The 24,890-nt window shown below is 72.7% G+C and carries 16 protein-coding genes; 8 read left to right on the forward strand and 8 right to left on the reverse strand.

Going from position 1 to position 24,890, the window contains the following annotated elements; genetic code table 11:
- A partial coding sequence (locus LG634_RS35475; protein ID WP_226740343.1) for a hypothetical protein occupies positions 1-216 on the forward strand: 216 nt, incomplete at its 5' end.
- Here the strand turns inward: LG634_RS35475 and LG634_RS35480 are convergent.
- The 3 genes from LG634_RS35480 to LG634_RS35490 form a co-directional block, all read right to left on the reverse strand.
- Positions 213-1,604 (reverse strand): maltokinase N-terminal cap-like domain-containing protein, encoded by a 1,392-nt coding sequence (locus tag LG634_RS35480; RefSeq protein ID WP_372482554.1) that lies wholly within the window; start codon positions 1,602-1,604, stop codon positions 213-215. The genes LG634_RS35475 and LG634_RS35480 overlap by 4 nt on opposite strands.
- A 239-nt stretch (positions 1,605-1,843) precedes the next feature.
- Entirely contained in the window at positions 1,844-3,535 is a 1,692-nt protein-coding gene (gene treS, locus LG634_RS35485; protein WP_226740348.1) for a maltose alpha-D-glucosyltransferase, read from the reverse strand.
- Complete coding sequence (locus LG634_RS35490) at positions 3,532-5,547, reverse strand: alpha-1,4-glucan--maltose-1-phosphate maltosyltransferase (RefSeq protein WP_226740350.1); 2,016 nt, start codon at positions 5,545-5,547, stop codon at positions 3,532-3,534. The genes treS and LG634_RS35490 overlap by 4 nt, the downstream gene beginning before the upstream one ends.
- Positions 5,548-5,995: 448 nt before the next feature.
- On the opposite strand from LG634_RS35490, the gene glgP reads away from it, so the two are divergent.
- The gene (gene glgP / locus LG634_RS35495; protein ID WP_226740352.1) at positions 5,996-8,641 is read left to right on the forward strand and encodes an alpha-glucan family phosphorylase; all 2,646 of its coding nucleotides are present in this window, start codon (positions 5,996-5,998) and stop codon (positions 8,639-8,641) included.
- Positions 8,642-8,677: 36 nt separating this feature from the next.
- Here glgP and LG634_RS35500 read toward each other — a convergent pair whose 3' ends face one another.
- Positions 8,678-9,694 carry an Lrp/AsnC family transcriptional regulator gene (locus LG634_RS35500; RefSeq protein WP_226740354.1) on the reverse strand — a complete coding sequence of 339 codons (1,017 nt, stop codon included), beginning with the start codon at positions 9,692-9,694 and terminating at the stop codon, positions 8,678-8,680.
- A gap of 117 nt (positions 9,695-9,811) precedes the next feature.
- On the opposite strand from LG634_RS35500, the gene LG634_RS35505 reads away from it, so the two are divergent.
- The gene (locus LG634_RS35505; protein WP_226740356.1) at positions 9,812-11,416 is read left to right on the forward strand and encodes an MFS transporter; all 1,605 of its coding nucleotides are present in this window, start codon (positions 9,812-9,814) and stop codon (positions 11,414-11,416) included.
- Here LG634_RS35505 and LG634_RS35510 read toward each other — a convergent pair.
- Positions 11,406-13,610: a M4 family metallopeptidase gene (locus LG634_RS35510; protein WP_372482555.1), complete on the reverse strand. Its 2,205-nt coding sequence runs from the start codon at positions 13,608-13,610 to the stop codon at positions 11,406-11,408. The two genes, LG634_RS35505 and LG634_RS35510, sit on opposite strands and share 11 nt — an antisense overlap.
- A gap of 446 nt (positions 13,611-14,056) precedes the next feature.
- Between LG634_RS35510 and LG634_RS35515 the strand changes: the two genes are divergently transcribed.
- Positions 14,057-15,532 (forward strand): sugar transferase, encoded by a 1,476-nt coding sequence (locus tag LG634_RS35515; protein ID WP_226740360.1) that lies wholly within the window; start codon positions 14,057-14,059, stop codon positions 15,530-15,532.
- A 19-nt stretch (positions 15,533-15,551) separates the two neighbouring features.
- On the opposite strand, the gene LG634_RS35520 is transcribed toward LG634_RS35515, so the two are convergent.
- Positions 15,552-16,496 carry a GDP-L-fucose synthase family protein gene (locus LG634_RS35520; RefSeq protein WP_226740362.1) on the reverse strand — a complete coding sequence of 315 codons (945 nt, stop codon included), beginning with the start codon at positions 16,494-16,496 and terminating at the stop codon, positions 15,552-15,554.
- Between the two features lie 89 nt (positions 16,497-16,585).
- Between LG634_RS35520 and gmd the strand changes: the two genes are divergently transcribed.
- The 3 genes from gmd to LG634_RS35535 all read left to right on the forward strand — a co-directional run bounded on the left by gmd (position 16,586) and on the right by LG634_RS35535 (position 21,405).
- Positions 16,586-17,599: a GDP-mannose 4,6-dehydratase gene (gene gmd / locus LG634_RS35525; RefSeq protein ID WP_226740364.1), complete on the forward strand. Its 1,014-nt coding sequence runs from the start codon at positions 16,586-16,588 to the stop codon at positions 17,597-17,599.
- A gap of 228 nt (positions 17,600-17,827) precedes the next feature.
- Positions 17,828-20,617: a LamG-like jellyroll fold domain-containing protein gene (locus LG634_RS35530; protein WP_226740366.1), complete on the forward strand. Its 2,790-nt coding sequence runs from the start codon at positions 17,828-17,830 to the stop codon at positions 20,615-20,617.
- A 98-nt stretch (positions 20,618-20,715) separates the two neighbouring features.
- A complete protein-coding gene (locus LG634_RS35535; RefSeq protein ID WP_226740368.1) occupies positions 20,716-21,405 on the forward strand; it encodes a hypothetical protein in 690 nt (229 codons plus the stop codon).
- A 28-nt stretch (positions 21,406-21,433) separates the two neighbouring features.
- On the opposite strand, the gene LG634_RS35540 is transcribed toward LG634_RS35535, so the two are convergent.
- Complete coding sequence (locus tag LG634_RS35540; RefSeq protein ID WP_226740371.1) at positions 21,434-22,552, reverse strand: glycosyltransferase; 1,119 nt, start codon at positions 22,550-22,552, stop codon at positions 21,434-21,436.
- A complete protein-coding gene (locus LG634_RS35545; protein ID WP_226740373.1) occupies positions 22,549-23,088 on the reverse strand; it encodes a WcaF family extracellular polysaccharide biosynthesis acetyltransferase in 540 nt (179 codons plus the stop codon). Before LG634_RS35545 ends, LG634_RS35540 begins: the two co-directional genes overlap by 4 nt.
- 104 nt (positions 23,089-23,192) lie before the next feature.
- Between LG634_RS35545 and LG634_RS35550 the strand changes: the two genes are divergently transcribed.
- Positions 23,193-24,719, forward strand: a complete 1,527-nt coding sequence (locus LG634_RS35550; protein ID WP_372482553.1) for a hypothetical protein — start codon at positions 23,193-23,195, stop codon at positions 24,717-24,719.
- The last annotated feature ends 171 nt before the right edge of the window (positions 24,720-24,890 follow it).

A 24,890-nucleotide genomic window follows, 5' to 3' on the forward strand; every position in this document is an offset into this window, starting at 1 on the left:
TCGGCGGGCGGCACCTTCTCGGCGGTCGGCGAGGCCTTCTCGGCGGTGGTCGATGACGGCTGGCGGGCGGCGCTCACGTGTGCGGCCTCCTCGGGGCTGCGGGGGGTGGGGGGAAGGCACTGCGCAGAAAGGGGGGTGCGGCGGGGTGGGGCGGTACGGCAGCGGCGGCGGGCGGGCCCGCAGCCGGATCCGGAAGGGGCGGCCGGGGACGGCTAGGGCGCGGCCGGCGCCGACCCGGCCAGGCGGTGGACGGCGGCCAGCGGCACGTGCAGCCAGTCGGGCCGGTGCCGGGCCTCGTAGCGGGTCTCGTAGACCGCCTTGTCCGTCTCGTACGCCCGCAGCAGCACGGCGTCCGCGCGCGGGTCGCGGCCGGCCGGAACCGCGTACCCCTCGCAGAACGCGGCCCGGCAGGCTTCCGCCCAGCCCGGGTCGAACGGGTGGTGGGAGCGGGCCGCGTAGTCGAAGGAGCGCAGTATCCCCGCGATGTCCTTGACGGCCGGCTCGGGGCGGCGCCGCTCGGCCAGCGGCCGGGCCGGCTCGCCCTCGAAGTCGATCAGCGTCCAGCTGCCGTCGGCGGCCCGCAGGGTCTGCCCCAGGTGCAGGTCGCCGTGGATGCGCTGGGCCGGCACCGCCCGTTCCGGCCCGCCGGCCAGTGCCTCGAACGCCGCCCGCAGCCCGCTCTCGTACGGGCGCAGCGCGGGCACCTCCCGGACCGCTGCGGCCAGCCGGGCGGTCATCCCCGCGGCCAGCCGGGCGGTGCGCTCCGGGCCCAGCACCAGGGTCGGCAGCGCGCCGGCGAGCGCCCGGTGGACCTCTGCGGTGGCCTCGCCGAGCCGCCGGGCCTCGGTGGTGAAGTCGGCCCCTTCGGCGAGCCGTTGCAGGGCCAGCTGCCAGCCGTCGGCGCAGCCGCGCAGGTACGGCTGGAGCACGCCCAGGGTGAGCGGTTCGGAGCCCGGCAGCTCCGCCTCGTACCAGGCGACGGGTGCGGGCACCCGGGTGCAGCCGGCCCGGGCCAGGGCTCTGGGCAGTTCCAGGTCCGGGTTGAGTCCCGGCCCGACCCGGCGGAACACCTTGAGGATGTACGTTTCCCCGTAGACCAGGCTGGAGTTGGTCTGCTCGCCGGACAGCGGCCGGGGCGCCAGCCCGGCCGGGATCACGGCCGCCGGATCGCGGTCGAACCGCAGCGGCGGCAGCGTGCCGGGGGCGCGCAGCCGTTCCAGCAGCAGCCCCGACAGCCGCGGGTCGCCCAGAGCCTCGTAGACGGTCAGTCCCGCGTACGGGCCGCTCTCCGCCCGGCCGATCAGGGTGGGGGCGAGGGCCGGCGGGAGGGCCGCGCGCACCCCGAGCAGCAGCTGGTAGCAGTCCTCGTCGACGGCCACCAGCAGGTGCAGCAGGCCCGGCGAGGCCCCCGGCGGCAGCAGCTCCACCGCCGACACGAGCCGCAGCCGCTGCATCGCCCGTCCCTTGCCCGCGAACCAGCGCTGCCGGGGCAGCCAGGCGCGCAGCAACGGCTCCAGCGCGGGCAGGGCGTCGGCCGCGGACCGGGCGGCCGGAGCCGCCGGGGCTGCGCCGGCGAGCGGGCCCGCCACCGCGGCCCCGGTCATGGTCCCGGCCCCGGTCATGGTCCCGGTGCCGGCCGTGGTCCCGGCTGTGGTCCCGGTCCCGGCCGTGGTCCCGCCCGTGGCCGTGGACCCCGGGCGGCCCGGCCCCGGGCGGGTGGTGGCACGGCCGCGGGCGGGGGCAGTCTCCGACATGGCATCGCGTCCTTTCGCCGGGCCCGCCGGAGTGCGCAGGGTGGGCCGGATCGCGTCCGTTGCTGTCCGGTCGTGTGCGGGGGGCCGGCTCATTCGCCGTGCAGCCGGAACCAGAGGAACCCGTGGCCCGCCAGCGTCAGCAGGTACGGCCACTCACCGACCGGCGGGAACCGGACCTCGCCGGTCAGCTCCACCGGCACCCGCCCGTTGAAGGCCCGCAGGTCGAGCTCGGTGGGCTGGGCGAACCGCGAGAAGTTGTGCACGCACAGCACCAGGTCGTCTCCGTACTCGCGCAGGAACGCGAGCACCGCCGGGTTCGACGAGGGCAGTTCGGTGTACGAGCCCAGTCCGAACGCCGGGTTCTGCCGGCGGATCTCGATCATCCGCCGGGTCCAGTGCAGCAGCGAGGACGGCGAGGTCATCGCCGCCTCCACGTTGGTGACCTGGTAGCCGTAGACCGGGTCCATGATCACCGGCAGGTTGAGCCGGCCCGGGTCGCAGGAGGAGAAGCCCGCGTTGCGGTCGGGGGTCCACTGCATCGGGGTGCGCACCCCGTCCCGGTCGCCCAGCCAGATGTTGTCGCCCATGCCGATCTCGTCCCCGTAGTAGAGGACGGGGGAGCCGGGCAGGGACAGCAGCAGGGCGGTGAACAGCTCGATCTGGTTGCGGTCGTTGTCCAGGAGCGGGGCGAGCCGGCGCCGGATCCCGACGTTGGCGCGCATCCGCGGGTCCTTGGCGTACTCCGCGTACATGTAGTCGCGCTCTTCGTCCGTGACCATTTCGAGGGTCAGTTCGTCGTGGTTGCGCAGGAAGATGCCCCACTGGCAGCCGGACGGGATGGCCGGCGTCTTCGCCAGGACCTCGGACACCGGCTGCCGGGACTCCCGGCGCACCGCCATGAAGATCCGCGGCATCACGGGGAAGTGGAACGCCATGTGGCACTCGTCGCCGCCCCGGGCGAAGTCGCCGAAGTAGTCGACGACGTCCTCGGGCCACTGGTTCGCCTCGGCGAGCAGCACCGTGTCCGGGTAGTGCGCGTCGATCTCGGCCCGGACCCGCTTGAGCAGCTGGTGGGTGCGGGGCAGGTTCTCGCAGTTGGTGCCCTCCTCGGCGTACAGGTAGGGGACCGCGTCCAGCCGGAAGCCGTCGATGCCGAGGTCCAGCCAGAACCGGAGGGCCGAGATGATCTCCTCCTGGACCGCCGGGTTCTCGAAGTTGAGGTCCGGCTGGTGGGAGAAGAAGCGGTGCCAGTAGTACTGCTTGCGGACCGGGTCGTACGTCCAGTTCGACGTCTCGGTGTCGATGAAGATGATCCGGGCGTCCTGGTACTGCTTGTCGTTGTCGGCCCACATGTAGTAGTCGCCGTACGGGCCCTCCGGGTCCGAGCGGGACTGCTGGAACCACTCGTGCTGGTCGCTCGTGTGGTTCATGACGAAGTCGATGATCACCCGCATGCCCCGCTGGTGCGCGGCGTCGACGAACTCCACGAAGTCCGCGAGGTCCCCGAACTCCGGCAGCACCGACGTGTAGTCGGACACGTCGTAACCGCCGTCGCGCAGCGGTGACTTGAAGAACGGCGGCAGCCACAGGCAGTCGACGCCCAGCCACTGGAGGTAGTCCAGCTTGGCGGTCAGGCCCTTCAGGTCCCCGGTGCCGTCGCCGTTGCTGTCGTGGAAGGAGCGGACGAGGACCTCGTAGAACACCGCCCGCTTGAACCAGTCGGGGTCGCGGTCCTTGGCGGGGGTGTCCTCGAAGGTGTCGTGCACGGGGTCGTTCATCATGAGGCGGGGGACCCTCCGGTCGTCGCTCCGGGCTGCGGGGACGGGCGCAGCGCGGCCAGTACGTGCGCGGGCCGGACGCCCGGTTCCAGACGCACGTAGTTCGCCCTGCCCCAGTGGTACGTCTCGCCGGTGAGCTCGTCGCGCACCGGGAGGGACCCGTGCCAGTCGAGGCCGAGTGCCGGCATGTCCAACGAGACGGTCGCCTCCTGGGTGTGGTGCGGGTCCAGGTTGACGACCACCAGTACGAGATTGCGCCCGCCCGGCCCCTCGGCCGCCTTGGAGTACGCGATGACCGCGTCGTTGTCGGTGTCGTGGAAGTGGAGGTCGCGCAGCTGCTGGAGGGCCGGGTTGCGGCGGCGCAGCCGGTTGAGGGTGGTGATCAGCGGGGCGAGGGAGCGGCCCTCGCGCTCGGCCGCCGCCCAGTCGCGTGGACGCAGCTCGTACTTCTCGGAGTGCAGGTACTCCTCGCTGCCCTCGCGCAGCGGGGTGTTCTCGCACAGCTCGTAACCTGCGTAGACGCCCCACGTGGGGGAGAGGGTGGCGGCGAGCACCGCACGCGCCTCGAACGCCGGACGGCCGCCGTGCTGGAGGTAGGCGTGCAGGATGTCGGGGGTGTTGACGAACAGGTTGGGCCGCATGACGGCCGCCGAGTCCCCCGAGAGTTCGGTGAGGTACTCCGTCAGCTCCTGCTTGGTGTTCCGCCAGGTGAAGTACGTGTACGACTGCTGGAAGCCGACGGCGGCCAGGGCGCGCATCATCGCGGGGCGGGTGAACGCCTCCGCCAGGAACACGACGTCCGGGTCCGCCTTGTTGATCTCGCCGAGCACGCGTTCCCAGAACACCACCGGCTTGGTGTGCGGGTTGTCCACCCGGAAGATGCGCACGCCGTGGTCCATCCAGTACCGCAGGACGCGCACGGTCTCCCGGACCAGGCCGTCCATGTCCCGGTCGAAGTCGATCGGGTAGATGTCCTGGTACTTCTTCGGCGGGTTCTCCGCGTACGCCACGGTGCCGTCGGGGCGCTGGCGGAACCACTCCGGGTGCTTGGCCACCCACGGGTGGTCGGGGGAGCACTGGAGGGCGAAGTCGAGGGCGATCTCCAGGCGCAGGCTCTCGGCCTTCGCCACGAAGCGGTCGAAGTCCTCGATGGTGCCGAGGTCCGGGTGGACGGCGTCGTGCCCGCCCTCCGGGGAGCCGATCGCCCACGGCACGCCGACGTCGTGGGGGCCGGCCGACAGGGCGTTGTCGGGACCCTTGCGGAAGGTCTGACCGATCGGGTGAATCGGCGGCAGGTACACGACGTCGAAACCCATGGCGGCGATGGCCGGCAGCCGCTCGGCGGCGGTCCGGAAGGTGCCGCTGACCGGCGGCCGGCCGGCCTCGACGACGGCGCCCTCGGAGCGCGGGAACATCTCGTACCAGGAGCCGTACAGGGCGCGACGGCGCTCGACGAGCAGGGGCAGCGGCTTCGATGCGGACACCAGCTCGCGGTACGGGCGGGCCGCGAAGGCGGCGTCGACCTGCGGGGTCAGCGCGGCCGCCAGCCGCGCCGCGGCCGGCCGGTCCTCGTCGCGCAGCGCGTCGGCGGCGGCCAGTACGTGCTCCCGGCCGTCCTTCTTCGGGATCTTCGCGGCGGCCCGCTCGTACAGTTCGGCACCCTCCAGCAGCACGAGGTCCGTGTCGATGCCGGCCGGGACCTTGATCCGGGCGGTGCGGCGCCAGGTGGCGACCGGGTCGCTCCACGCCTCCACCGTGTACGTCCACCTCCCCTCGCAGGACGCCGACACCCGGGCGCCCCACCGGTCGGTGCCGGGGGCCAGCTCCGCCAGCGGCACCGGCGGCTGCTGCCGGCCCTGCGGGTTGCGCAGCACGACATGGGCGGATACGGCGTCGTGTCCCTCCCGGAACACGGTGGCGCTCACTTCGAAGACCTCGTCCACCACCGCCTTCGCGGGGCGGGTGCCGCAATCGACGGCGGGGCGGACGTCCAGCACGGGAATGCGACCGATCATGGGATCACCTGGGGGCTCATCGCGGGCTTCGGTGCTCTAGGGCCTGTCGGACAGGCGCTGTCTGCGTCGGATGCCGACGGCTGTGCACGCTCTGTTCGCTCTGTTTCTAGCCGCTCAGTGGACGGCTGGGCTGCGGGCATGGCCGCTCCTGTCCGCGTTCACTCGGGTGGCGGGAAGGGGGAGGCGGAGATGTGCCGTTGCGGGTGCCGTGCGCTGTACGCGGGGAGCCCTTCCCTCCCCGTCCGCCCCCCAACCCGCCTACCGACAGGTAAACGAGAAGCCCTATTCCGCCCGCACATGCCAGCCCGCCCGCCCCACCGCGCCGCGTCGGAGCGCAACCGGCAGGGTTGGCGGGGACGGCGGGTGGACAGGCATGGGCGGGTGAAGTGCGGGGGCACGGCGTGGTGCGTCCGCTGGGATCCGTACTCGCCCTGACAAGGTGGAACACGTGAAGGCCATCCGTCGATTCACCGTGCGCCCCGTCCTGCCGGAACCGCTGCTCCCGCTCCACCACCTCGCGCGCAACCTGCGCTGGTCGTGGCATGCAGAAACCCGGGAACTCCTCCAATCCGTCGACCCCGAGGGCCGGCAGCAGGCGGGCGGCGACCCCGTCCGCCTGCTCGGCTCCGTCTCCGCCGACCGGCTCGCCGAACTGGCCCGCGACCGGCGGTTCCTGCGCCGGCTGGCCGCCGCGGCCGCCGACCTGGACGACTACCTCACCGGCGAGCGGTGGTACCAGCTGCGGGAGGCGGCCTCCGAGCTGCCCGCCGCCATCGCCTACTTCTCGCCGGAGTTCGGCATCACCGCCGCCCTCCCGCAGTACTCCGGCGGCCTCGGCATCCTCGCCGGCGACCACCTCAAGGCCGCCAGCGACCTCGGCGTCCCGCTCATCGGCGTCGGGCTCCTCTACCGGCACGGCTACTTCCGCCAGACCCTCTCCCGGGAGGGCTGGCAGCAGGAGCACTACCCGGTGCTCGACCCCAACGAGCTGCCCGTCGACCTGCTGCGCGCCGCCGACGGCAGCCCCGCCCGGGTGAGCCTCGCGCTGCCCGGCGGCCGGCGGCTGCACGCGCACATCTGGCAGGCCCGGGTCGGCCGGGTGCCGCTGCTGCTCCTCGACTCGGACGTCGAGGACAACGACGCGGCCGCCCGCGAGGTGACCGACCGCCTCTACGGCGGCGGCAGCGACCACCGGCTGCTCCAGGAGATGCTGCTCGGCATCGGCGGCGTGCGCGCGGTGCGCACGTACTGCGCGCTGACCGGGCACCCGCAGCCCGAGGTGTTTCACACCAACGAGGGACACGCCGGCTTCCTCGGACTCGAACGCATAAGGGAACTCGGCGAGGACGGACTCGGCTTCGAGGCGGCCGTCGAGGCGGTCCGGGCCGGCACCGTCTTCACCACCCACACCCCCGTCCCCGCCGGCATCGACCGCTTCGACCGGGCCCTGGTCGCCCGCCACTTCGGCGAAGGCGGCGAACTGACCGGCCTGCCCGTCGAGAAGATCCTCGAACTCGGCCGCGAGACCCACCCCGGCGGCGACCCCGGCGTCTTCAACATGGCCGTCATGGGCCTGCGGCTCGCCCAGCGCGCCAACGGCGTCTCCACCCTGCACGGCGCGGTCAGCCGGGAGATGTTCGCCGGCCTGTGGCCCGGGTTCGACCCCGAGGACGTGCCGATCACGTCCGTCACCAACGGGGTGCACGCCCCGACCTGGGTGGCGCCCGAGGTGATGCGTCTCGGCGCCCGCCAGGTCGGCGCCGGCCGCGCCGAGGACGCCCTGTCCGTCGGCGGCTCCGCCCGCTGGGACGCCGTCGCCGACATCCCCGACCAGGAGATCTGGGACCTGCGCCGGGTCCTGCGCGAGCAGCTCGTCCTGGAGGTGCGGGACCGGCTGCGCGCGTCCTGGCGGCAGCGCGGGGCCGGCGACGCCGAACTCGGCTGGGTGGACGGGGTGCTCGACCCCGACGTGCTCACCATCGGCTTCGCCCGCCGGGTGCCCTCGTACAAGCGGCTGACGCTGATGCTCCGCGACCCCGAGCGGCTGCGCCGGATGCTCCTCGACCCGGAGCGGCCGGTGCAGATCGTGGTGGCCGGCAAGGCGCACCCCGCCGACGACGGCGGCAAGCGGCTCGTGCAGGAACTCGTACGGTTCGCCGACGACCCCCGGGTGCGGCACCGGATCGTGTTCCTCCCCGACTACGGCATGGCCATGGCGCAGAAGCTCTACCCCGGCTGCGACGTCTGGCTGAACAACCCGCTGCGCCCCCTGGAGGCCTGCGGCACCAGCGGGATGAAGGCCGCGCTCAACGGCTGCCTCAACCTGTCGGTGCTGGACGGCTGGTGGGACGAGTGGTTCGAGCCCGACTTCGGCTGGGCCATCCCCACCGCCGACGGCCACGGCACCGACGAGGACCGCCGCGACGACCTGGAGGCGGCGGCCCTGTACGAACTCGTCGAGCAGCGCGTCGCCCCCCGGTTCTACGACCGGCAGGCCGGCGGGGCCGGGGCCGGACTGCCCGCCCGCTGGATCGAGATGGTCCGCCGGACCCTGGTCTCCCTCGGGCCCAAGGTGCTCGCGGGACGCATGGTGCGGGAGTACGTCGACCGGCTGTACGCGCCCGCCGCCCTCGCCCACCGGGCCCTGACGCCCGGCGCCGCCCGCGAACTGGCCGCCTGGAAGGGCCGGGTACGGGCCGCCTGGCCGCGGGTCTCCGTCGACCACGTGGAGGCCGCGGCCGCCGCACCGGTCGGCGGTACCGCCGAACTCGGCGCCACCCTGACCCTGCGGGTGCAGGTCACCCTCGACGTGCTCGCCCCCGACGAGGTCGAGGTGCAGGCCGTGGCCGGCCGGGTGGACGCCGCGGACGTCATCGCCGACGCCCGCACCTTCCCGCTCAAACCGGCCTCCGGGCCCGACCTGGACGGCCGCTGGGTGTACGAGGGCCCGCTCGCCCTCGACCGCACCGGCCCCTTCGGCTACACCGTCCGCATCCTGCCCTCCCACCCCCTCCTGGCCACCCCCGCCGAACTCGGCCTGCTGACCGCCCCGCTCGACCCCGGCGGGGAGGGGCCGGGGGTGGTCCTCAGGTGACACCCGGGGGCGGGCCCGGCCCGCCCCCGCCGTCCCTCAGGGCACGGCCGGCGGATCCACCAGCCGGTCGTCCTCCACGAGCATCCCGGCCCGCTTCAGGTTCCTCAGGGTCGGGATGGTCTCCACCTGCCGGACCCCCTCGACCCCGCCGATCCGCTCGGTCAGGTAGGCGTACAGCGCGTCCGTGTCCCGGCACACCGCCACCGCCAGGAGGTTCGCCGCCCCGGTGACCGCCGCCGCGAACGGCACCTCCGGATGCCCGGCCAGCGCCTGGCCCACCGCCGCCAGCCGGGCCGGCGGCACCGTCAGCAGCAGTGTCGCCACCGTGTGGAAGCCCAGCTGCCGCGGGATCACCTCCACGTCGAAGTACAGCGCCCCGCCCTCCCGCAGCTGTGCCAGCCGCCGCCGGGCCGTGGTCTCCGACAGCCCGGCGGCGGCCGCCAGTTCCGGATATCCGGCCCGCCCGTCCCGGCCCAGCACCGCGAGCATCGCCCGCTCCGCCGCGTCCAGCACGTGCGGCACCGGCGGCCGCGCCGCGTCCGGCGCGAACGACGGCCGCCCGGCCCGCAGCCGGGCCTGCTGCCCGGCGCTCAGCAGGTCCGCCCCCACCCAGTGCGGCCCGCCCGCGAACATCCGCAGCAGGGTGTGCGCACTGATCCCGGTCACCCGCCGGGTCCGCGGCAGCTTCTCCAGCAGCAGGTCGTCCCGGTCCTCCCGGGACCGCGCCTTCGTGATGCAGTGGATCTCCGTACCGCCCGAACCCAGGCTCACCCACGCCGTGTCGGGCCGCCGGGCCAGCGCCTCGGCCACCGGCAGCGCCGCGTCCGGCGCGCACTGCACCCGCACCCACGACTCGAACAGGCCCACCCGCCGCCCGTACGGCACCCCGATCACCCGGACCAGGCCGTCGCCGCGCAGCCGCCGGTAGCGCCGCACCACCTTCTGGTCGGTGAAGCCCAGCACCTCCGCGAGCCGGCTGAACGGCGCCCGCCCGTCGATCACCAGGGCCTGCACCAGCGCCCGGTCGAATTCGTCCAGAACCGAGGAGTACACGGTTTCCAGCATCCCAGGCCCCGGCACCGCAGAAAACCGCCGGAACCAGCCGTCCGGCAAGGGAAACGCGTGGCTGCGCTGCCACCTTGGAGCCCCCAACGCATCCGAGGAGAACCCATGCGCAAGTGGCTCCCGCTCACCGCGGTGTGCCTGGGGGCGTTCATGCTCCTGGTGGACGTCACCATCGTCACCGTCGCCCTCCCCGACATGGCCGCCGACCTGCACACCGGGTTCGCCGGCCTGCAGTGGGTCATGGACGTCTACGCCCTCGCCCTCGCGGCCCTGCTGCTCGGCGCCGGGGCGGTGGCCGACCGGTCCGGCCGCCGCCGCACCTACCTCGCCGGCCTCGGCGTGTTCGCCGCCGCCTCCCTCGCCTGCGGCCTGGCCGGCGGCCCCGGCACCCTCATCGCCTTCCGCGCCGTGCAGGGCGCCGGCGCGGCCGCCATGTACGCCACCACCATGGCCCTGCTGACCCACGCGTACCACGGCCGGGACCGCGGGATCGCCTTCGGCGTCTGGGGCGCCGTCAACGGGGCCGCCGCGGCCGCCGGTCCGATCGCCGGCGGCCTGATCACCGAGCACCTCGGCTGGCGCTGGATCTTCTTCGTCAACCTGCCGCTGTGCGCCCTGGCCGTCGCCGTCACCCTGCGCTCGCTCACCGAGTCCCGCGACCCGCACGCCAGGGGCCTGGACGTGCCCGGCACCGCCGCCTTCACGGTGGCCGCGGCCGCCGTCACGTACGCCCTGATCCGCGGCGCCGAGGACGGCTGGACCTCGCCGGCCACCCTCGGCCTGTTCGCCCTGGCCGCCCTCGCGCTGACCGCCTTCCTGATCGTGGAGTCCCGCTGCGTGCGGCCGCTGCTCGACCTGGCGCTGTTCCGCAGCCCCGCCTTCGCCGGGATCATGGCCGCCTCGCTGCTGCTGTCCGCGGCGGCCTTCTCGTACTACCTCTACGTCTCGCTGTGGCTCCAGTCGGTGCTGGGCCTGACCCCGGTCGGGGCCGGGCTGGCGCTGGTGCCGCTGAGCGTCGCCGGGTTCCTGGTCTCGGCGCTGGCCGGCCGGCACCTGCACGCGGTGCCCGCCCGGCTCACCGTGGGCGGCGGGCTGCTGCTGGTGGGCACCGGCTCGCTGCTCCAGGCCGGGCTGGACGCCGGCGACTCGTGGACCGCGCTGCTGCCGGGCCTGCTCGTCACCGGCGTCGGCGTCGGCACCGCCACCCCGGCGATGGCCGCCGCCGCGATGGCGGCCGTCGCCCCGCAGCGGGCTGGCATGGCGGGCGGCGCGCTCAACACCTCGCGGCAGCTCGGCAGCGCGCTGGGCATCGCCGTCCTCGGCGCGGTCTTCCACGCGGGGCTGCGGGGCGCGCTGCCGGACGGGTCGGGCCCGACGGCGGACGCGCTGACCTCCGGCCGGGCCGCGGAGCTGGTGGCCCGGGCTCCGGAGGCCGACCGGGCCGCGCTGGCCCGCCTGGTGGAGCAGGCCTTCGCCGCCGGGCTCCGGGACACCTACCTGGTGGCGGGCGGCGTCGGGCTGGCCGGCGGGCTGCTGGTGCTGTGGCTGCTGCGCGGCGGTGCCGCGGCGGACCGGACCGCGAACGCGGAACGGCCCGGGGACGCGGAACGGCCCGGGGACGTGGAGTCCCCGGGCCGTTCCCCGTTTCCTTCAGGTGCGGCGGTGCCGGCTACCGGTGCCGCCGCCGTTCAGGCCCGCCTCAGAAGGTGAGCTTCCAGCTGTTGATGTAGCCGGTGTCCAGGGAGGCCGCGTCGCGGACCCGCAGCTTCCAGACACCCTGGGCGACCTCGGAGGAGGCGTTCACGGTGAACTGCTGGACGATGTTGTCCGCGCTGCCGCCGGTGCGGTTGCGCAGGTTGTAGACCGAGCCGTCCGGGGCCACCAGGTCGACGACCAGGTCACCGACGTAGGTGTGGACGATGTTCACGTCGACCTTGAGGGCGCTGGACGCGTTGCCCGTGCGGTTGACGGTGATCGGCGACTCGACCGTGGCGTTGTCGCTGATCGTGTAGTCGTTCGTGTTCTCGAACACGTTCGGCTGGCTGGTGCCGACGGTCCAGGCGAAGGACGCGGTCCCGGTCTGGTTCGCCGAGTCGGTCACGGTCACCGTGGTGTTGTACGTGCCCGCGGTGCCCGCGGTACCGGTGATCAGACCCGTGGACGAGTTGATCGACAGGCCGGTCGGCAGGCCGGTGGCCGCGTAGCTCAGCGCGCCCTGGTTGGTGCTGGTGGCCTGGATCTGCAGGTTCACCGCGCTGCCCGTGACCGTGCTCTGCGGGCCGGGGTTGGTGACCGTCACGCCGTTGACGACGCGCGGGCCGACGTTGATCGCGGCCCAGGCGTTGGCGGCGTTGTTGTACGTGACCGAGCCCACGCCGTACAGGTCGCCGGCGGCGCGCAGGGTGGCGTCGCGGGCGGCCGAGTAGTTGGTGGTCGAGGTGAAGTAGCCGACCGTCAGGGCGCGGAACCAGATCTTCTCGGCGGCGGCGCGGCCGATGGCCGTGACGGGCAGGCCGTCGGAGGTCGGCGAGTCGTAGCTCACGCCGTTGACGACCTTCGGGCCGGAGCCCTCGGAGGCCAGGTAGAACCAGTGGTTCGCCGGGCCGGAGGAGTAGTGCACGTCGATGCTGCCGATGCCCGAGTACCAGGCGTCCTTGGACGAGCCGTCCTTGCTCGGCTTGTCCATGTAGCGCAGCGGGGTGCCGTTGCCGCGGATGTCGATCTTCTCGCCGACCAGGTAGTCGCCGACGTCCTGCGGGTTGTTGGCGTAGAACTCGACGGCTGCCGCCATGATGTCGGAGGTCGCCTCGTTGAGGCCGCCGGACTCACCGCTGTAGTTCATCTTGCCGGTGACCGAGGTGAGGCCGTGGGTCATCTCGTGCGCGGCCACGTCGATCGACGTCAGCGGCTTGAGGTTGCCGTCGCCGTCGCCGTACGTCATGCAGAAGCAGCTGTCCTGCCAGAACGCGTTGACGTAGGCGTTGCCGTAGTGGACCCGGGTGTACGGGGCCACGCCGTCGTTGCGCAGGCCGTTGCGGCCGTGCACGTTCTTGTAGTAGTCCCAGGTCAGCTGGGCGCCGTAGTGGGCGTCCGCGCCGGCGGTCTCCAGGTTCGACGGGTTGCCGTTGCCCCATATGTCGTCCGGGCCGGAGAACAGGGTGCCGGTGCCGGAGGTGCCGCGGTTCAGGTTGTAGGTCTTGTGGCTGCCGCGGGTGGCGTCGGTGAGGTTCCACGTGCTGCCGGACTGCGTGCTGCCGATGGTGACCTGGCCGCTGTACATGGTGTTGCCGGTGCCGGTCTCGACGGCCTGCCACTCGGCGATCTTCGCGCCGGTCTTGGCGTTGGTGACCACGTGCAGCTCGTTCGGGGTGCCGTCGTGCTGGAAGCCGCCGACGACCGTCTCGAACGCGAGGACCGGGGTGCCGCTCGCGGCCCAGATCACCTTGCGCGCGGTGCGGGAGGGCTTGAGCTCCTTGGAGCCCTCGGCCTTCGCGGCGGCGACGGCCTGCTTCTCCGCGGCCGCGGCCGACACCGTCGCACCGGTGTCGGCCACCTTGATCGCGTGGCGGGAGGCCTTGGTGACGGTCTGGGCGGCGCCCTTGGCGTGGACCGTGAGGTCACCGCCGAGGACCGGCAGGCCCGCGTAGGTGCGCTCGTACGACGTGTGGACCGTGCCGTCGGCGTCCTTGACGACGTCGCGGACGACCAGCTTCTCCTTGGCGCCGAGGCCCAGGGACTTGGCGGTCTGCGCCGTGTCCGCCGAGGCGTCGGCCATGAGGGAGGCGCGCTGCGAGGGGCTGAGCTTCAGGTTCGCCTTGCCCGGGTTGGGACGGGCGGCGGGAGCGGCCTGCGACGCGGTGGCGTCGGCATTGGCGGATCCGGCCTGGATGCCGACGGCCAGCATGGCGGCCGCGGCGACGAGTGCGCCGGCCGCGGTGGCACGCCGGTGGGGGGTGGGACTCAACGCAGACTCCTTCTGCAAGGGGGGTTCCGGATGGCTGGGTAGGCCTCCGGGCAGAGCAGGGCTGTGCGAGGAATGCTGTGGAAGAGTGCCACCCGAGATGTGTGGATGTCAGGGCCGCGTCAAAAGGTTGGCCGGAAATCGTTCGTTGTCCGAAGATGAAGGTCCGCTATACGAACAATTCACCTGGATGTGCTTTCGATCCGTCACTGGAAGTGGAACGAGAGGTACCGCCCGTTAACGAACGAGAAACGAGGGGTCTCGTTCGCGTAAACGGCGATTCTCGTACGGGTGTTTGTCGTACTGTTTCCCGGTGCGTCAGTCGCGCGTCGTCCGGGGAAACGGCGAGCGGGGGCGCGTGCCATCCAACCGACGTGCCAGGGGGGCCCATGAGGCATGTTCACGTTTCCGCTCCACAAGTGGCCAGATCAGGACCCGTGACCGAAGTGAACCGCCGTGGCCTGGGCGACAAGGCCCGCTGGTACCTGCCGGCCGCCGTCACCGCCGACCTGGTCGGCGCCGGCGTGCCCGTGGCCCTCGTCTTCGACGCGGCCCAGCAGGCCAGGCCGGTGTACTGCGCGGTCGCCGCCGCACTCGCCTGGACCGGCATACAGGCCGTCCGCCGCCGGTACGCATTCCGGGCGCTCGGCGAGTCCCGCGGGGTGCTGCCCGTACTCCACGACTGGCTGATTCTGATCGGCGTACTCGCCGTGGCCCGGGCTGCGATCGAGGAGAGCACCCCGCGGCTGGCCGCCCTCGGCGCCCTGCTGCCCGCCCTCCTGATCACCGTGGCCTGCCACAAGCTGACCTACCGGCACCTGAGCGCCGCCCGCCGCGAGGCCCAGGCCGTCAGCCGGGTCCTCGTCGTCGGCGAGCCCGGGGCCGCCGAGAGCGTCATCGACCACCTCGCCGCCCGCACCGACCACCCGTACGTCGTCGTCGGCGTCATCCCGGTCGGCTCCGGCGCGCTCACCAGCGGGGTCCCCGAGGCCGCGCGGATCGCGGGCACCATGCCCGAGGCCGCCGGCGAGGACGCCGCCGCCGTGCTCGCGGCCGTCGCCGGCCACCACGCCGACCTGGTCCTCGTGGCGCCCGGCGCCCGGATCGCCGGCGAGCGGCTGCGCCGGATCGCCTGGGCCCTGCACGACCAGGGCCTCGAACTCGCGGTCTTCCCGGGGCTGGTCGAGGTCTCGCCCAAGCGCCTGGAGACCGTCTCGGCCGGCGGCCTCGCCGTGCTCCGGGTGGCCCCGCCGGTCAGCCGCGGCATCCAGCCGGTGCTCAAGTCCGTCCTCGACCGGGCCGGCGCCGGACTCGGGCTGCTGGTGCTCGCCCCCGTCTTCCTCGGCATCGTCGCCGCGATCCGGCTGGGCTCGCCCGGCCCCGCCTTCTACCGGCAGCGCCGGATCGGCCGCGACGGCGAGCCGTTCACGATGTGGAAGTTCCGCACCATGGTCGTCGACGCCGACCGGCTCAAGAGCGAGCTGGCCGCGGCGAACGAGAACGACGGCCACATGTTCAAGATGCGCCGCGACCCGCGGATCACCCGGGCCGGCCGGCTGCTGCGCCGCACCTCGCTCGACGAGCTGCCGCAGCTGATCAACGTGCTCACCGGCGACATGTCGCTGGTCGGTCCGCGCCCGCCGCTGCCCGAGGAGGTGGCGCAGTACGACGAGGTCGAGCTGCGCCGGCTCACCGTGCGGCCGGGCATGACGGGCCTGTGGCAGATCAGCGGTCGCTCGGACCTGTCCTGGGACGAGACGATCCAGCTGGACCTGCAGTACGTCGACAACTGGTCCTTCACCAGTGACGTCGACGTGGTGGCCCGTACGTTCCGCGCCGTCGTCGACGGCCGCGGAGCGTACTGAGGAGCCCGTGTCCGTGAGATCAGCCCTGCTCGCGCCACCACCGGTAGGTCGCCGCGATCCCGTCCTTCAGCGGGATCGCGGGCTTCCAGCCCAGGGAGGTCAGGCGGGTCACGTCCAGCAGCTTGCGCGGGGTCCCGTCCGGCTTGGACGTGTCCCAGGCCAGCCGGCCGGTGAAGCCGGTCACCTCGGCGACCGTCTCGGCCAGCTCCTTGATCGTCAGGTCGTCCCCGCAGCCGATGTTGACCGGCTCGTCCCCGTCGTACGACGACAGCAGCACGGCGCAGGCCGCCGCCAGGTCGTCCACGTGCAGGAACTCCCGGCGCGGGGTGCCGGTGCCCCACAGGGTGACCTCCTCGCGCCCCTCGGCCGCGGCTTCGTGGAAGCGGCGGATGAGCGCGGGCAGCACGTGCGAGGTCTCCAGGTCGAAGTTGTCGCCCGGACCGTAGAGGTTCGTCGGCATGGCCGAGATGTACGAGGCCCCGTACTGCTTCCGGTACGACTGGACCTGGACGATGCCGGCGATCTTGGCGAGCGCGTAGGCCTCGTTGGTGGGCTCCAGCGGACCGGTCAGCAGGGCGTCCTCGCTGATCGGCTGGGGAGCCAGCTTCGGGTAGATGCAGGACGAACCGAGGAACAGCAGCCGGTTCACCCCGGCGGCGTGCGCGCCGGCGATCACGCTGAGCTGGATCTTCAGGTTGTCCTCCAGGAACTGCACCGGATAGGTGCTGTTCGCCATGATGCCGCCGACCTTGGCCGCGGCCAGGACGACCGCGTCGGGGCGGACGTCCTTCAGGAAGCTCTCGGTGGCCGCGGCGTCGCGGAGATCGAGTTCGGTGCGGCCGCGGGTGATCACCTCGTGGCCGTCGGCGGTGAGCCGCCGGGCGACCGCGGACCCCACGAGGCCGCGGTGGCCCGCGACGAAGACACGGGCGTGCGTGGGCAGGTACGGCAGCGATGCAGTCATGCACCGGATCATGCCAGGCTTGCTCCGACCGCTGGGGACGAACCCCGCAATTCTGTACGAATCACACACTCTCCCTGGGGGAAGCGCCCATGAGCAAGACAGCACTGATCACCGGAGTCACCGGCCAGGACGGCTCCTACCTGGCGGAGCTCCTGCTCTCCAAGGGCTACGAGGTGCACGGGCTCGTGCGGCGCTCGTCCAGCTTCAACACGGAGCGGATCGACCACATCTACCAGGACCCGCACACGGCCAACCGGTCCTTCGTGCTGCACCACGCGGACCTCTCGGACGGCGTGGCCCTGGTGAACCTGCTCCGCGAGATCCGGCCCGACGAGGTCTACAACCTGGGCGCCCAGTCGCACGTGCGGGTCTCCTTCGACGCCCCGCTCTACACCGGCGACGTCACCGGCCTCGGCGCGCTGCGCCTGCTGGAGGCCATCCGGGCCAGCGGCATCGACACCCGCATCTACCAGGCCTCGTCCTCGGAGATGTTCGGCTCGACCCCGCCGCCGCAGAACGAGCAGACCCCGTTCCACCCGCGCAGCCCGTACGGCGCCGCCAAGGTCTTCGCGTACTGGACCACCGTGAACTACCGCGAGGCGTACGACATGTTCGCGGTCAACGGCATCCTCTTCAACCACGAGTCCCCGCGCCGCGGCGAGACCTTCGTGACCCGCAAGATCACCCGCGCGGTGGCCCGCATCAAGGCCGGCCTCCAGAGCGAGCTGTACCTCGGCAACCTCGACGCGGTCCGCGACTGGGGCTACGCCCCCGAGTACGTCGACGCCATGTGGCGCATGCTCCAGCAGGACGTGCCCACCGACTACGTGGTCGCCACCGGCGTGCCCGCCACCGTCCGCCAGTTCGTCGAGTCCTCCTTCGCGCACGTCGGCCTCGACTGGCAGGAGTACGTCCGCTACGACGCCAAGTACGAGCGCCCCAGCGAGGTCGATGCACTGATCGGCGACGCGAGCAAGGCCCAGGAGCTGCTCGGCTGGAAGCCGACGGTTCTGGTGGAGGAACTGGCCAGGATCATGGTGGACGCGGACGTCCGTCAGGTGGAGGACCAGTTGGCCGGGGTCGCCGTACGGATCGACCGCTGACCCCCTAGAGTTTGCATGTCCGGGTCACCGCCTACAGGCGGTGACCAGGACTTGTCGCCGTATGTCCGCAGTGCCCCGATAGTGCACCGCATCGCCTGTGCCGGTTGGTATGGATGGGGTCAAGTGGGGTGACGCACCCACGCTTGAGCCCTAGTCTGCGCGAGTACATATGGCTGTTCGTATAAATCCAGCCATTCGAGAACCGGGCCACTGCGCCCTGGGGGGCTCATGCGTAGATCCAGAGGGCTGACTGCCGCCCTCGCTTTCTCTCTCGCGGCCGGCGGGGCCGGAGTCGGAGTGCTGCTGATGCCGCAGGCGTCCGCCGTCACCGCTCCGGTCGGCTTCACCGCGGACGACCTGCCGACCTGGCAGCCGAACGGGATCGTCTGGGCGATGGCCCAGGCGGGCGGCACCGTCTTCGCCGGCGGCACCTTCTCCGCGGTCCGCCCGCCGGAGGGCGCCGGCAGCGGCACCGAGCAGGAGGCCGTGAACTTCGCGGCGCTCGACGCCGCGACCGGTGCGCCGACCGACTGCAAGCTGTCCTTCACCGTCGGCGAGGGCACCGCCACGGTCCGCGCCCTCGTGGTCTCCAAGGACGAGAAGACCCTCTACGCGGCCGGCTACTTCGGCGCCGTCAACGGCGTCCCGGTCAACAGCGTCGCCGCGATCGACATCGAGAGCTGCGCCCCCAAGCCCGCGTTCCACCCGGCGTTCCCCGCCACCGTCCGCGCGCTCGCCGTCACCGACGACACCCTGTACGCGGCCGGCGACTTCGGGACGGTGGAGGACCAGACCCGCGAGCGCTTCGCCGCGGTCGACGCCGCCACCGGCGCCCTCAAGCCCTTCACCGCCAACGCGGACGAGCCGGGCCGGGCCGTCGAGGTCACCCCCGACGGCAAGAACGTGGTCATCGGCGGTGACTTCTTCACCGTCAACGGCGCCAACTCGCACGCGCTGGCCGTCGTCGACGCCACCACCGGCGCCCTGACCAAGACCTACCCGAACGGGTACTTCCCGACGAACTCGGTCGTCAAGGACATCGCGACCGACGCCACGGGCATCTACACCGGCAGCGAGGGCTCCGGCGGCGGCGTCTTCGACGGCCGCTCCGGCATCCGGCTGACCGACTTCTCCGAGAAGTGGCGCGACCGCTGCCTCGGCGCCACCCAGTACGTGCTGCCGTACGACGGCGTGCTCTACAGCTCCTCGCACGCGCACGACTGCTCCACCGAGCTGGAGTACCCCGACGGCAAGCGCCACTTCCTGCTCGCGCAGCCGACCGACCACACCGGCGCCGCCCCCGCGCCCGAGGGCGGCTACGTGCGCGGCCCCGGCAAGCTCGGCTGGCACCCCACCGCCAACGACGGCCTCGGCGAGGGCATCGGCCCGCGCGTGATGTCCGTGGCGGAGAAGGACGGCGTCCGCTACATGTGGGTCGGCGGTGAGTTCACGCTCATCAACGGCAAGGAGCAGCAGGCCCTGACCCGCTTCGCCTCCACCGGCGACGTCGGCGCCCCGACCGTCCCGGTGGCCAGCGCCGACAGCGTCAAGCCCGGTGAGGCCCAGGTCCGCTGGCGCACCAGCTACGACGCCGACGACAGCAAGCTGACGTACAAGATCTACCGCAACGGCTCGGGCACCCCGATCGCCACCGTGGCCGCCGACTCGCTGGAGTGGGAGCGCCCGCAGGCCTCCTGGACCGACACCACGGTCAAGGCCGGCCAGTCCTACAGCTACCGGGTGACCGCCACCGACGCGGCCGGCAACACCAGCGCCCTGTCGGCCACCGCCACGGTCGCCGTCCCGGCCTCGGTGCAGTCGTACCCGAACCAGGTCCGCACCGACGGTGCCAGCCTGTACTGGCGCTACGACGACAAGGTCACCCCGTTCGTCGCCGACTCCTCGGTGTCCGGCAACACCAGCGGCCTGCACATCAACGCCCCGGCGCTGCGCCAGACCCCCGGCGCGGTCACCGGTGCGAGCACGGCCATCGCCTTCAACGGCACCAGCCAGAAGCTCCACAGCGACAAGCGCCAGTTCGTGGGCGCCAGCTACACCCTGGAGACCTGGTTCAAGACGAACACCACGCGCGGCGGCAAGCTGATCGGCTTCGGCAACAACACGACCCGCAACAGCGGCTCGTACGACAAGCAGATCTACATGACGAACGCGGGCCGGCTGGCCTTCGGCGTCTACAACGGCTCCACCCGCACCATCACCACGGGTCTCTTCGACACGTACAACGACAACAAGTGGCACCACGTGGTCGCCACCCAGGGCCCCTCGGGCATGGCGCTGTACGTGGACGGCCAGAACAAGGGCACCCTCGGCTACACCACGCACCAGAACTACGCGGGCTTCTGGCACGTCGGCGGCGACAACCTCGCCAACTGGCCGAACCGTCCGACCAGCAACTTCTTCGCCGGTCTGATCGACGAGACCGCCGTCTACCCGAGCGCGCTCACCCAGAGCCAGGTCCAGAACCACTACAACCTGGCCAAGGCCCCCTCCGACTCGGTCTCCGAGGTCTCCGCGACCGAGGACACCTACATCAACCAGGGCGCCCCGAGCACGTCGTACGGCACCTCCACCTCGATGGCCGTCCGCGGCAGCGGCTCGCTGTACGAGTCCTACCTGCGGTTCAACCTGCCGGCCGCGCCGGCGGGCCAGGTCCTCAAGGCCGCCTCGCTGCAGATCAAGACCTCCACGGCCGCGGGTGCCGGCACCGCCGACACCATCTCCGTGGTCCCGGTCGACGAGCCCTGGAGCGGCACCAGCACCTTCGCGACCAAGCCGGCGCTGGGCTCGCCCGCCCTCGGCACCCTCGCGGGCGTGCCGGACGGCTCGGCGATCCACAGCATCGACCTGGACACCGCCAAGGTGTCCGCCGCGCTGGGCACCGCCGACTACAGCCTCGGCCTGACCACCAACGGCAGCGACGCGCTGTGGCTCTGGTCCTCGGAGTCCACCGCGGCGGAGGGCACTCCGCAGCTGATCCTCACCTTCGGCCCGCAGTAACCGCAGGCCGAACGGGGGTGCGGGGCCCGGTCCCTCCGGCCGGGCCCCGCACCCGTACCCGCACCACACCGATTGACCCAGTACCACTGGAGCCACCTATGCGTCCCCTGAACCGGCGCTCCGCGGCCGCGGTCCTCCTGGCCGCCGCCCTCTCCCTGACCGCCTGCAGCTCCGGCGGCGGCGACGCCGACGAGGCCGGCAAGCCGCACGCCGCGGTGCCCACCGCCACGTCCGAGGCGGTCACCGAACCCACCCCGCCGCCCGCGAAGACCGCGCCCCCGGCGGCCAAGCCGACCGGGCCCGTGGTCTCCGACGACGCGCTGAAGCCGGTCACCGGCACGTTCACCAAGGAAGAGAAGAAGTACCTCAGCGGCCGCGTGCCCGAGAAGACCGACCCGGCCGCCGTCCTGCAGAGCGGTCAGGAGGCGTGCCAGCGGGTCGCCCGTACCGCCAAGCGCGACAAGGACGCCGCCGTCGCGTCGATCATCGCCGGCGAGATCCCGGCCGCGAAGGCCGCCATCCCGCACCTGTGCCCGGAGCTGAAGCCCGTACTGGCGACCGCCGAGACCGGCTTCACCGACGGCGTGCTGAAGAACCCGTCCGCGGGCAGCTACCGCGCCCTCACCCCGGGCCCCGACTGCACCTGGCAGGCCAAGGGCAGCGGCGGCAAGAACCTGGAGGCCGGCCCCGGCCCCGGCGCCAAGCCCGGCGCGAAGATCACCGCCACGGTGCCGTCGGGCACCGCAGAGTTCATCTCCACCGGCTGCTACGCCTGGATCCCGGCGTAGGTCCGTCCGCCACGCCGGGATCCGCGCGTCACCGCGACGAGAGGATCCCGGCGTACCGGTCCAGCAGGGTGTCCAGGACCGCGTCCATCGAGAACGAACCGGCCGCCAGCTTCCGGGCGGCCGCCGACGCGGCCTGGTTCTCCCGCTCGTCGAGCAGCTCCAGCACCGCCGCCGCCACGCCCGCCGGACCCGGCTCCACGGCCCGGCCCGCGCCGGCCGCCGCGATGTCCTTCGCCAGCCCGTTGGAGTGCGTCACCACCGACGGCACGCCCACCGACAGGGCCTCCAGCACCGACATCGGGAACGGCTCGTCCACCGACGGCAGCACGTACACGTGCGAACGCCGCAGCTCCTTCAGCACGTTCTCGCTGCTCAGCGACCCCGGTACGGAAATCCGCCCGGTCAGCCCCAGCTCCGCGATCCGCCGCTCCACCGCCGGCAGCTCACCCTCGTCGGGCCCCGCCACCGTGAACTGCGCCTCCGGATGCGTCCGCAGCACCTCGGCCGCCGCATCCACGAAGTCCACCGGCCGCTTCCGGGCCTGCAGCCGCGCCGCGTACAGGATCCGCGGCGGACCGGACAGCTCCGGCCGTTCCTCCTGCGCGGGCGTGCCGTTGACCAGCCGTACGGCCGTGCCCAGCGGCGCACCCAGGACGGCGTCCAGGCCGGTCCGCTCGTGCGGCGTCAGGTAGAACACCGCGCCCGCGCCGCGCAGCACCCGGCGCACCGCCACCGCGTCGAGGACCTTCGCGAGCAGCTTCTCGCTGGGGTCGACCATGCCATGGGTCTGCAGCACCAGCGGCTTGCCGTGCCGCAGCGCGGCCAGCGCCACCGGCAGCGTCACCAGGTCGCGGGCCAGGTGGACGTGGACCAGGTCGGCATCGCGCACGAGCCGCCCGGCCTGCGCCAGCAGCGCCGGCGAGGTCATACCGCTGAAGCCCAGCGGCAGCAGCCGCCGCGCCGGGTAGAGCCGCGCCGGAACGCCCTCGACCTCGGCGGGCATCGGGTCGAAGCCCTCGCCGAGCGCCAGCAGCGCCGCCTCGTGGCCGCGCGCCCGCAGCCCCTTGGCCAGGTTCAGCGCGACCCGCACCGGCCCGCCGAACGCATGGGTGGGGGAGTGCAGGGTGACGGCGTGCAGGACTCTCATTTGGGCTCCTCCACCGCGCGGCGGGAGCCGTCGGCGGTCTGCAGGGTCAGTTCGGGCAGGTCCTTGTGGACCACGGCGCCGGCGCCCGCGACGGCGTGCCGGCCGATGGTGACGCCCGCGAGCACGGTCGCCCGGGCGGCCACCCACGCACCGTCCTCGACGGTGATCGGGGCGTTGCGGTAGCGGAAGTCGGCGGCCCGGTGGTCGTGGCTGCCCGTGCACAGCAGGGCCTCCTGCGACAGGCACACGTTCGCCCCGATGACGACCGGCTCCAGGTTCAGCAGCCAGGCGCCCTCGCCGATCCACGTGTGGTCGCCCACGGTCAGCTTCCACGGCCACAGCACCCGCACCCGGTGCCGGATCAGCACCCCGGTGCCGATCTGCGCGCCGAACGCCCGCAGCAGGGCCACCCGCAGCCGGGCCGGGCAGAACCAGGCCATGAAGACCGTGTTCATCACGGCGAACCACAGCGCCTGCACCAGCAGACCGCGGCCCTTCTCGTAGCCGGCCAGCGTGAAGGCCGGGAGATCACGCATCATTCACCCCCACACCGGCACCACCCCGGGCACCGACCGCTCACATTATCGGGTTGCAGCGGACTAGACTGCGGCCGAACTCAAGGCACGGGGCGGGAGCACGGTTGGCAACGGACACACGCACGCCGGCGGCCGCGCCCGGACCGTCCGCGGACCGTCGCACCGGCCCCGCGGACGAACAGCAGTGGGGCCGGGTCACCACGCCCCGGACCCTGCTCTCGCGCGCCCTGTCGGTGCCGCTGGCCCTCGGCTTCACGGTCTTCCTGCCGCTGATGGTGGCGGTGCAGTCCGGGGCGGGCGCCAAGGACGGCGCCTTCTACCTCCAGCTCGCCCTCACCATGTACTCCGGCGCCCGGCTCTCCGCCATGGTGCTCACCAGCCGCCGCAAGCTCCTCCAGGGCTCGTTCTGGCTGTTCGTCTACATGGCGATGGGCGTCGCCCCGCTCGCCCAGGCCGTCCTCGGCCAGGTGCCCACCCCCGTGGTGGGGCCGCGCACCGACCTGACGGCGGCCATCGCCCTGGTGCTGCTCGGCTGCATCTGCTTCGACGTGGGCGCGCTGCTGGCCCGGCACCGGCCCTCGGGACGGGCCCAGGGCGGCCGCGAGGAGCCGCGGCCGATGATGGTCCACAAGCGGCGGCTGCAGCTGCTGACCGTCTTCGCGTTCCTGGGCAGCGGGATGCTCATCATGAAGCTCGGCGGCCCCGCCGTGTTCTTCAGCAGCCGCCAGGAGATCATCGCGGGCATCGCGGAGGCGGGCGTCTCGGCCGACGACGGGCAGGCCGGCCAGGCCTTCCTGCGCGGCTTCGGCACCGTGCCGGCCCTGCTCGCGCTGCTCTGCTACACCCGGTGGCTGGTCACCTCGACCCGCGCCCGCAGGATGCCGTCGGTCATCGCGACCACCGGCGCGCTCGCCGTCCTCAACATCATCGTCAACAACCCGATCTCGAACCCGCGGTACTGGTTCCTCACCGTGATGTTCGCGCTGCTGTTCACCGTCTTCCCGGTGAGCGCCGCGATGTACCGGGTGGCGCTGTCCATGGGCGTGGTCGTGGCCCTGATCATCTTCCCGTTCGCGGACCGCTTCCGGTACGACGAGAAGAACTACAAGCCGGTGGAGACCACCTCCGTCCTGGAGCCGATGGCGCTCAAGGACTACGACCAGGTCGGCATGTTCGCGAACACCATCACCTTCGTGAACTCCGGCCCCGGCCACTTCTACGGGCGCCAGCTCGCCGGCTCGGTGTTCTTCGCGGTGCCCCGCTCGGTGTGGCCGGACAAGCCGCGCGACACCGGCGTGATGGTCGGCCAGTGGATGGGCACCGTCAACACCAACCTGTCCTCGCCGATCTGGGCCGAGCTGTGGATCGACTTCGGCCCGGTCGGCATGGGCGCCGGCCTCCTCGGCATGGGGTACGCGGCCTCCCGCGTCGACCGCCGGTACGCGAAACGGGCCACCCGGCGGTCCCCGCCCGGCAGCCTGATCTCGGTGGTCGTCCCGCTCGTCGCGGGCTACTCCTTCATCCTGCTCCGCGGGCCGCTGCTGCAGGCCTCGGGACGCGTCGCCATCGCCATGATCTGCCTGGCCCTGGTCGCGACGTACCGGACGGACAAGCGCACCGCTCTCCGCTGAGCGCGCGGGTCCGGGCGGGGCCCGGTGCGAACCCCGGCCAGGTCCCGCCTCGCCAGGCCCCCTCCCAGCCCCCTGCGGCTGGGGTAGTTCGAGGCGAACCGGGGCCCACTCCAGCCTCGCCGGGGGGGGTGGGGGGGGGGGGCGGGGGGGGGGGGCCCCGGCGCCCCCCCC

The organism is Streptomyces bambusae (assembly GCF_020532645.1).
Taxonomy (GTDB): domain Bacteria; phylum Actinomycetota; class Actinomycetes; order Streptomycetales; family Streptomycetaceae; genus Streptomyces; species Streptomyces bambusae.

What these genes read in the sequence shown, in the direction of transcription:
- LG634_RS35530 (WP_226740366.1), top strand. Translation starts at nt 17,828, where the DNA reads ATGCGTAGATCCAGAGGGCTGACTGCCGCCCTCGCTTTCTCTCTCGCG.
- LG634_RS35545 (WP_226740373.1), bottom strand. Translation starts at nt 23,088, where the DNA reads ATGCGTGATCTCCCGGCCTTCACGCTGGCCGGCTACGAGAAGGGCCGC.
- LG634_RS35520 (WP_226740362.1), bottom strand. Translation starts at nt 16,496, where the DNA reads ATGACTGCATCGCTGCCGTACCTGCCCACGCACGCCCGTGTCTTCGTC.
- LG634_RS35535 (WP_226740368.1), top strand. Translation starts at nt 20,716, where the DNA reads ATGCGTCCCCTGAACCGGCGCTCCGCGGCCGCGGTCCTCCTGGCCGCC.
- LG634_RS35540 (WP_226740371.1), bottom strand. Translation starts at nt 22,552, where the DNA reads ATGAGAGTCCTGCACGCCGTCACCCTGCACTCCCCCACCCATGCGTTC.
- LG634_RS35480 (WP_372482554.1), bottom strand. Translation starts at nt 1,604, where the DNA reads ATGACCGGGGCCGCGGTGGCGGGCCCGCTCGCCGGCGCAGCCCCGGCG.
- LG634_RS35515 (WP_226740360.1), top strand. Translation starts at nt 14,057, where the DNA reads ATGAGGCATGTTCACGTTTCCGCTCCACAAGTGGCCAGATCAGGACCC.
- LG634_RS35490 (WP_226740350.1), bottom strand. Translation starts at nt 5,547, where the DNA reads ATGATCGGTCGCATTCCCGTGCTGGACGTCCGCCCCGCCGTCGATTGC.
- LG634_RS35510 (WP_372482555.1), bottom strand. Translation starts at nt 13,610, where the DNA reads ATGCTGGCCGTCGGCATCCAGGCCGGATCCGCCAATGCCGACGCCACC.
- gmd (WP_226740364.1), top strand. Translation starts at nt 16,586, where the DNA reads ATGAGCAAGACAGCACTGATCACCGGAGTCACCGGCCAGGACGGCTCC.
- LG634_RS35505 (WP_226740356.1), top strand. Translation starts at nt 9,812, where the DNA reads ATGCGCAAGTGGCTCCCGCTCACCGCGGTGTGCCTGGGGGCGTTCATG.
- treS (WP_226740348.1), bottom strand. Translation starts at nt 3,535, where the DNA reads ATGATGAACGACCCCGTGCACGACACCTTCGAGGACACCCCCGCCAAG.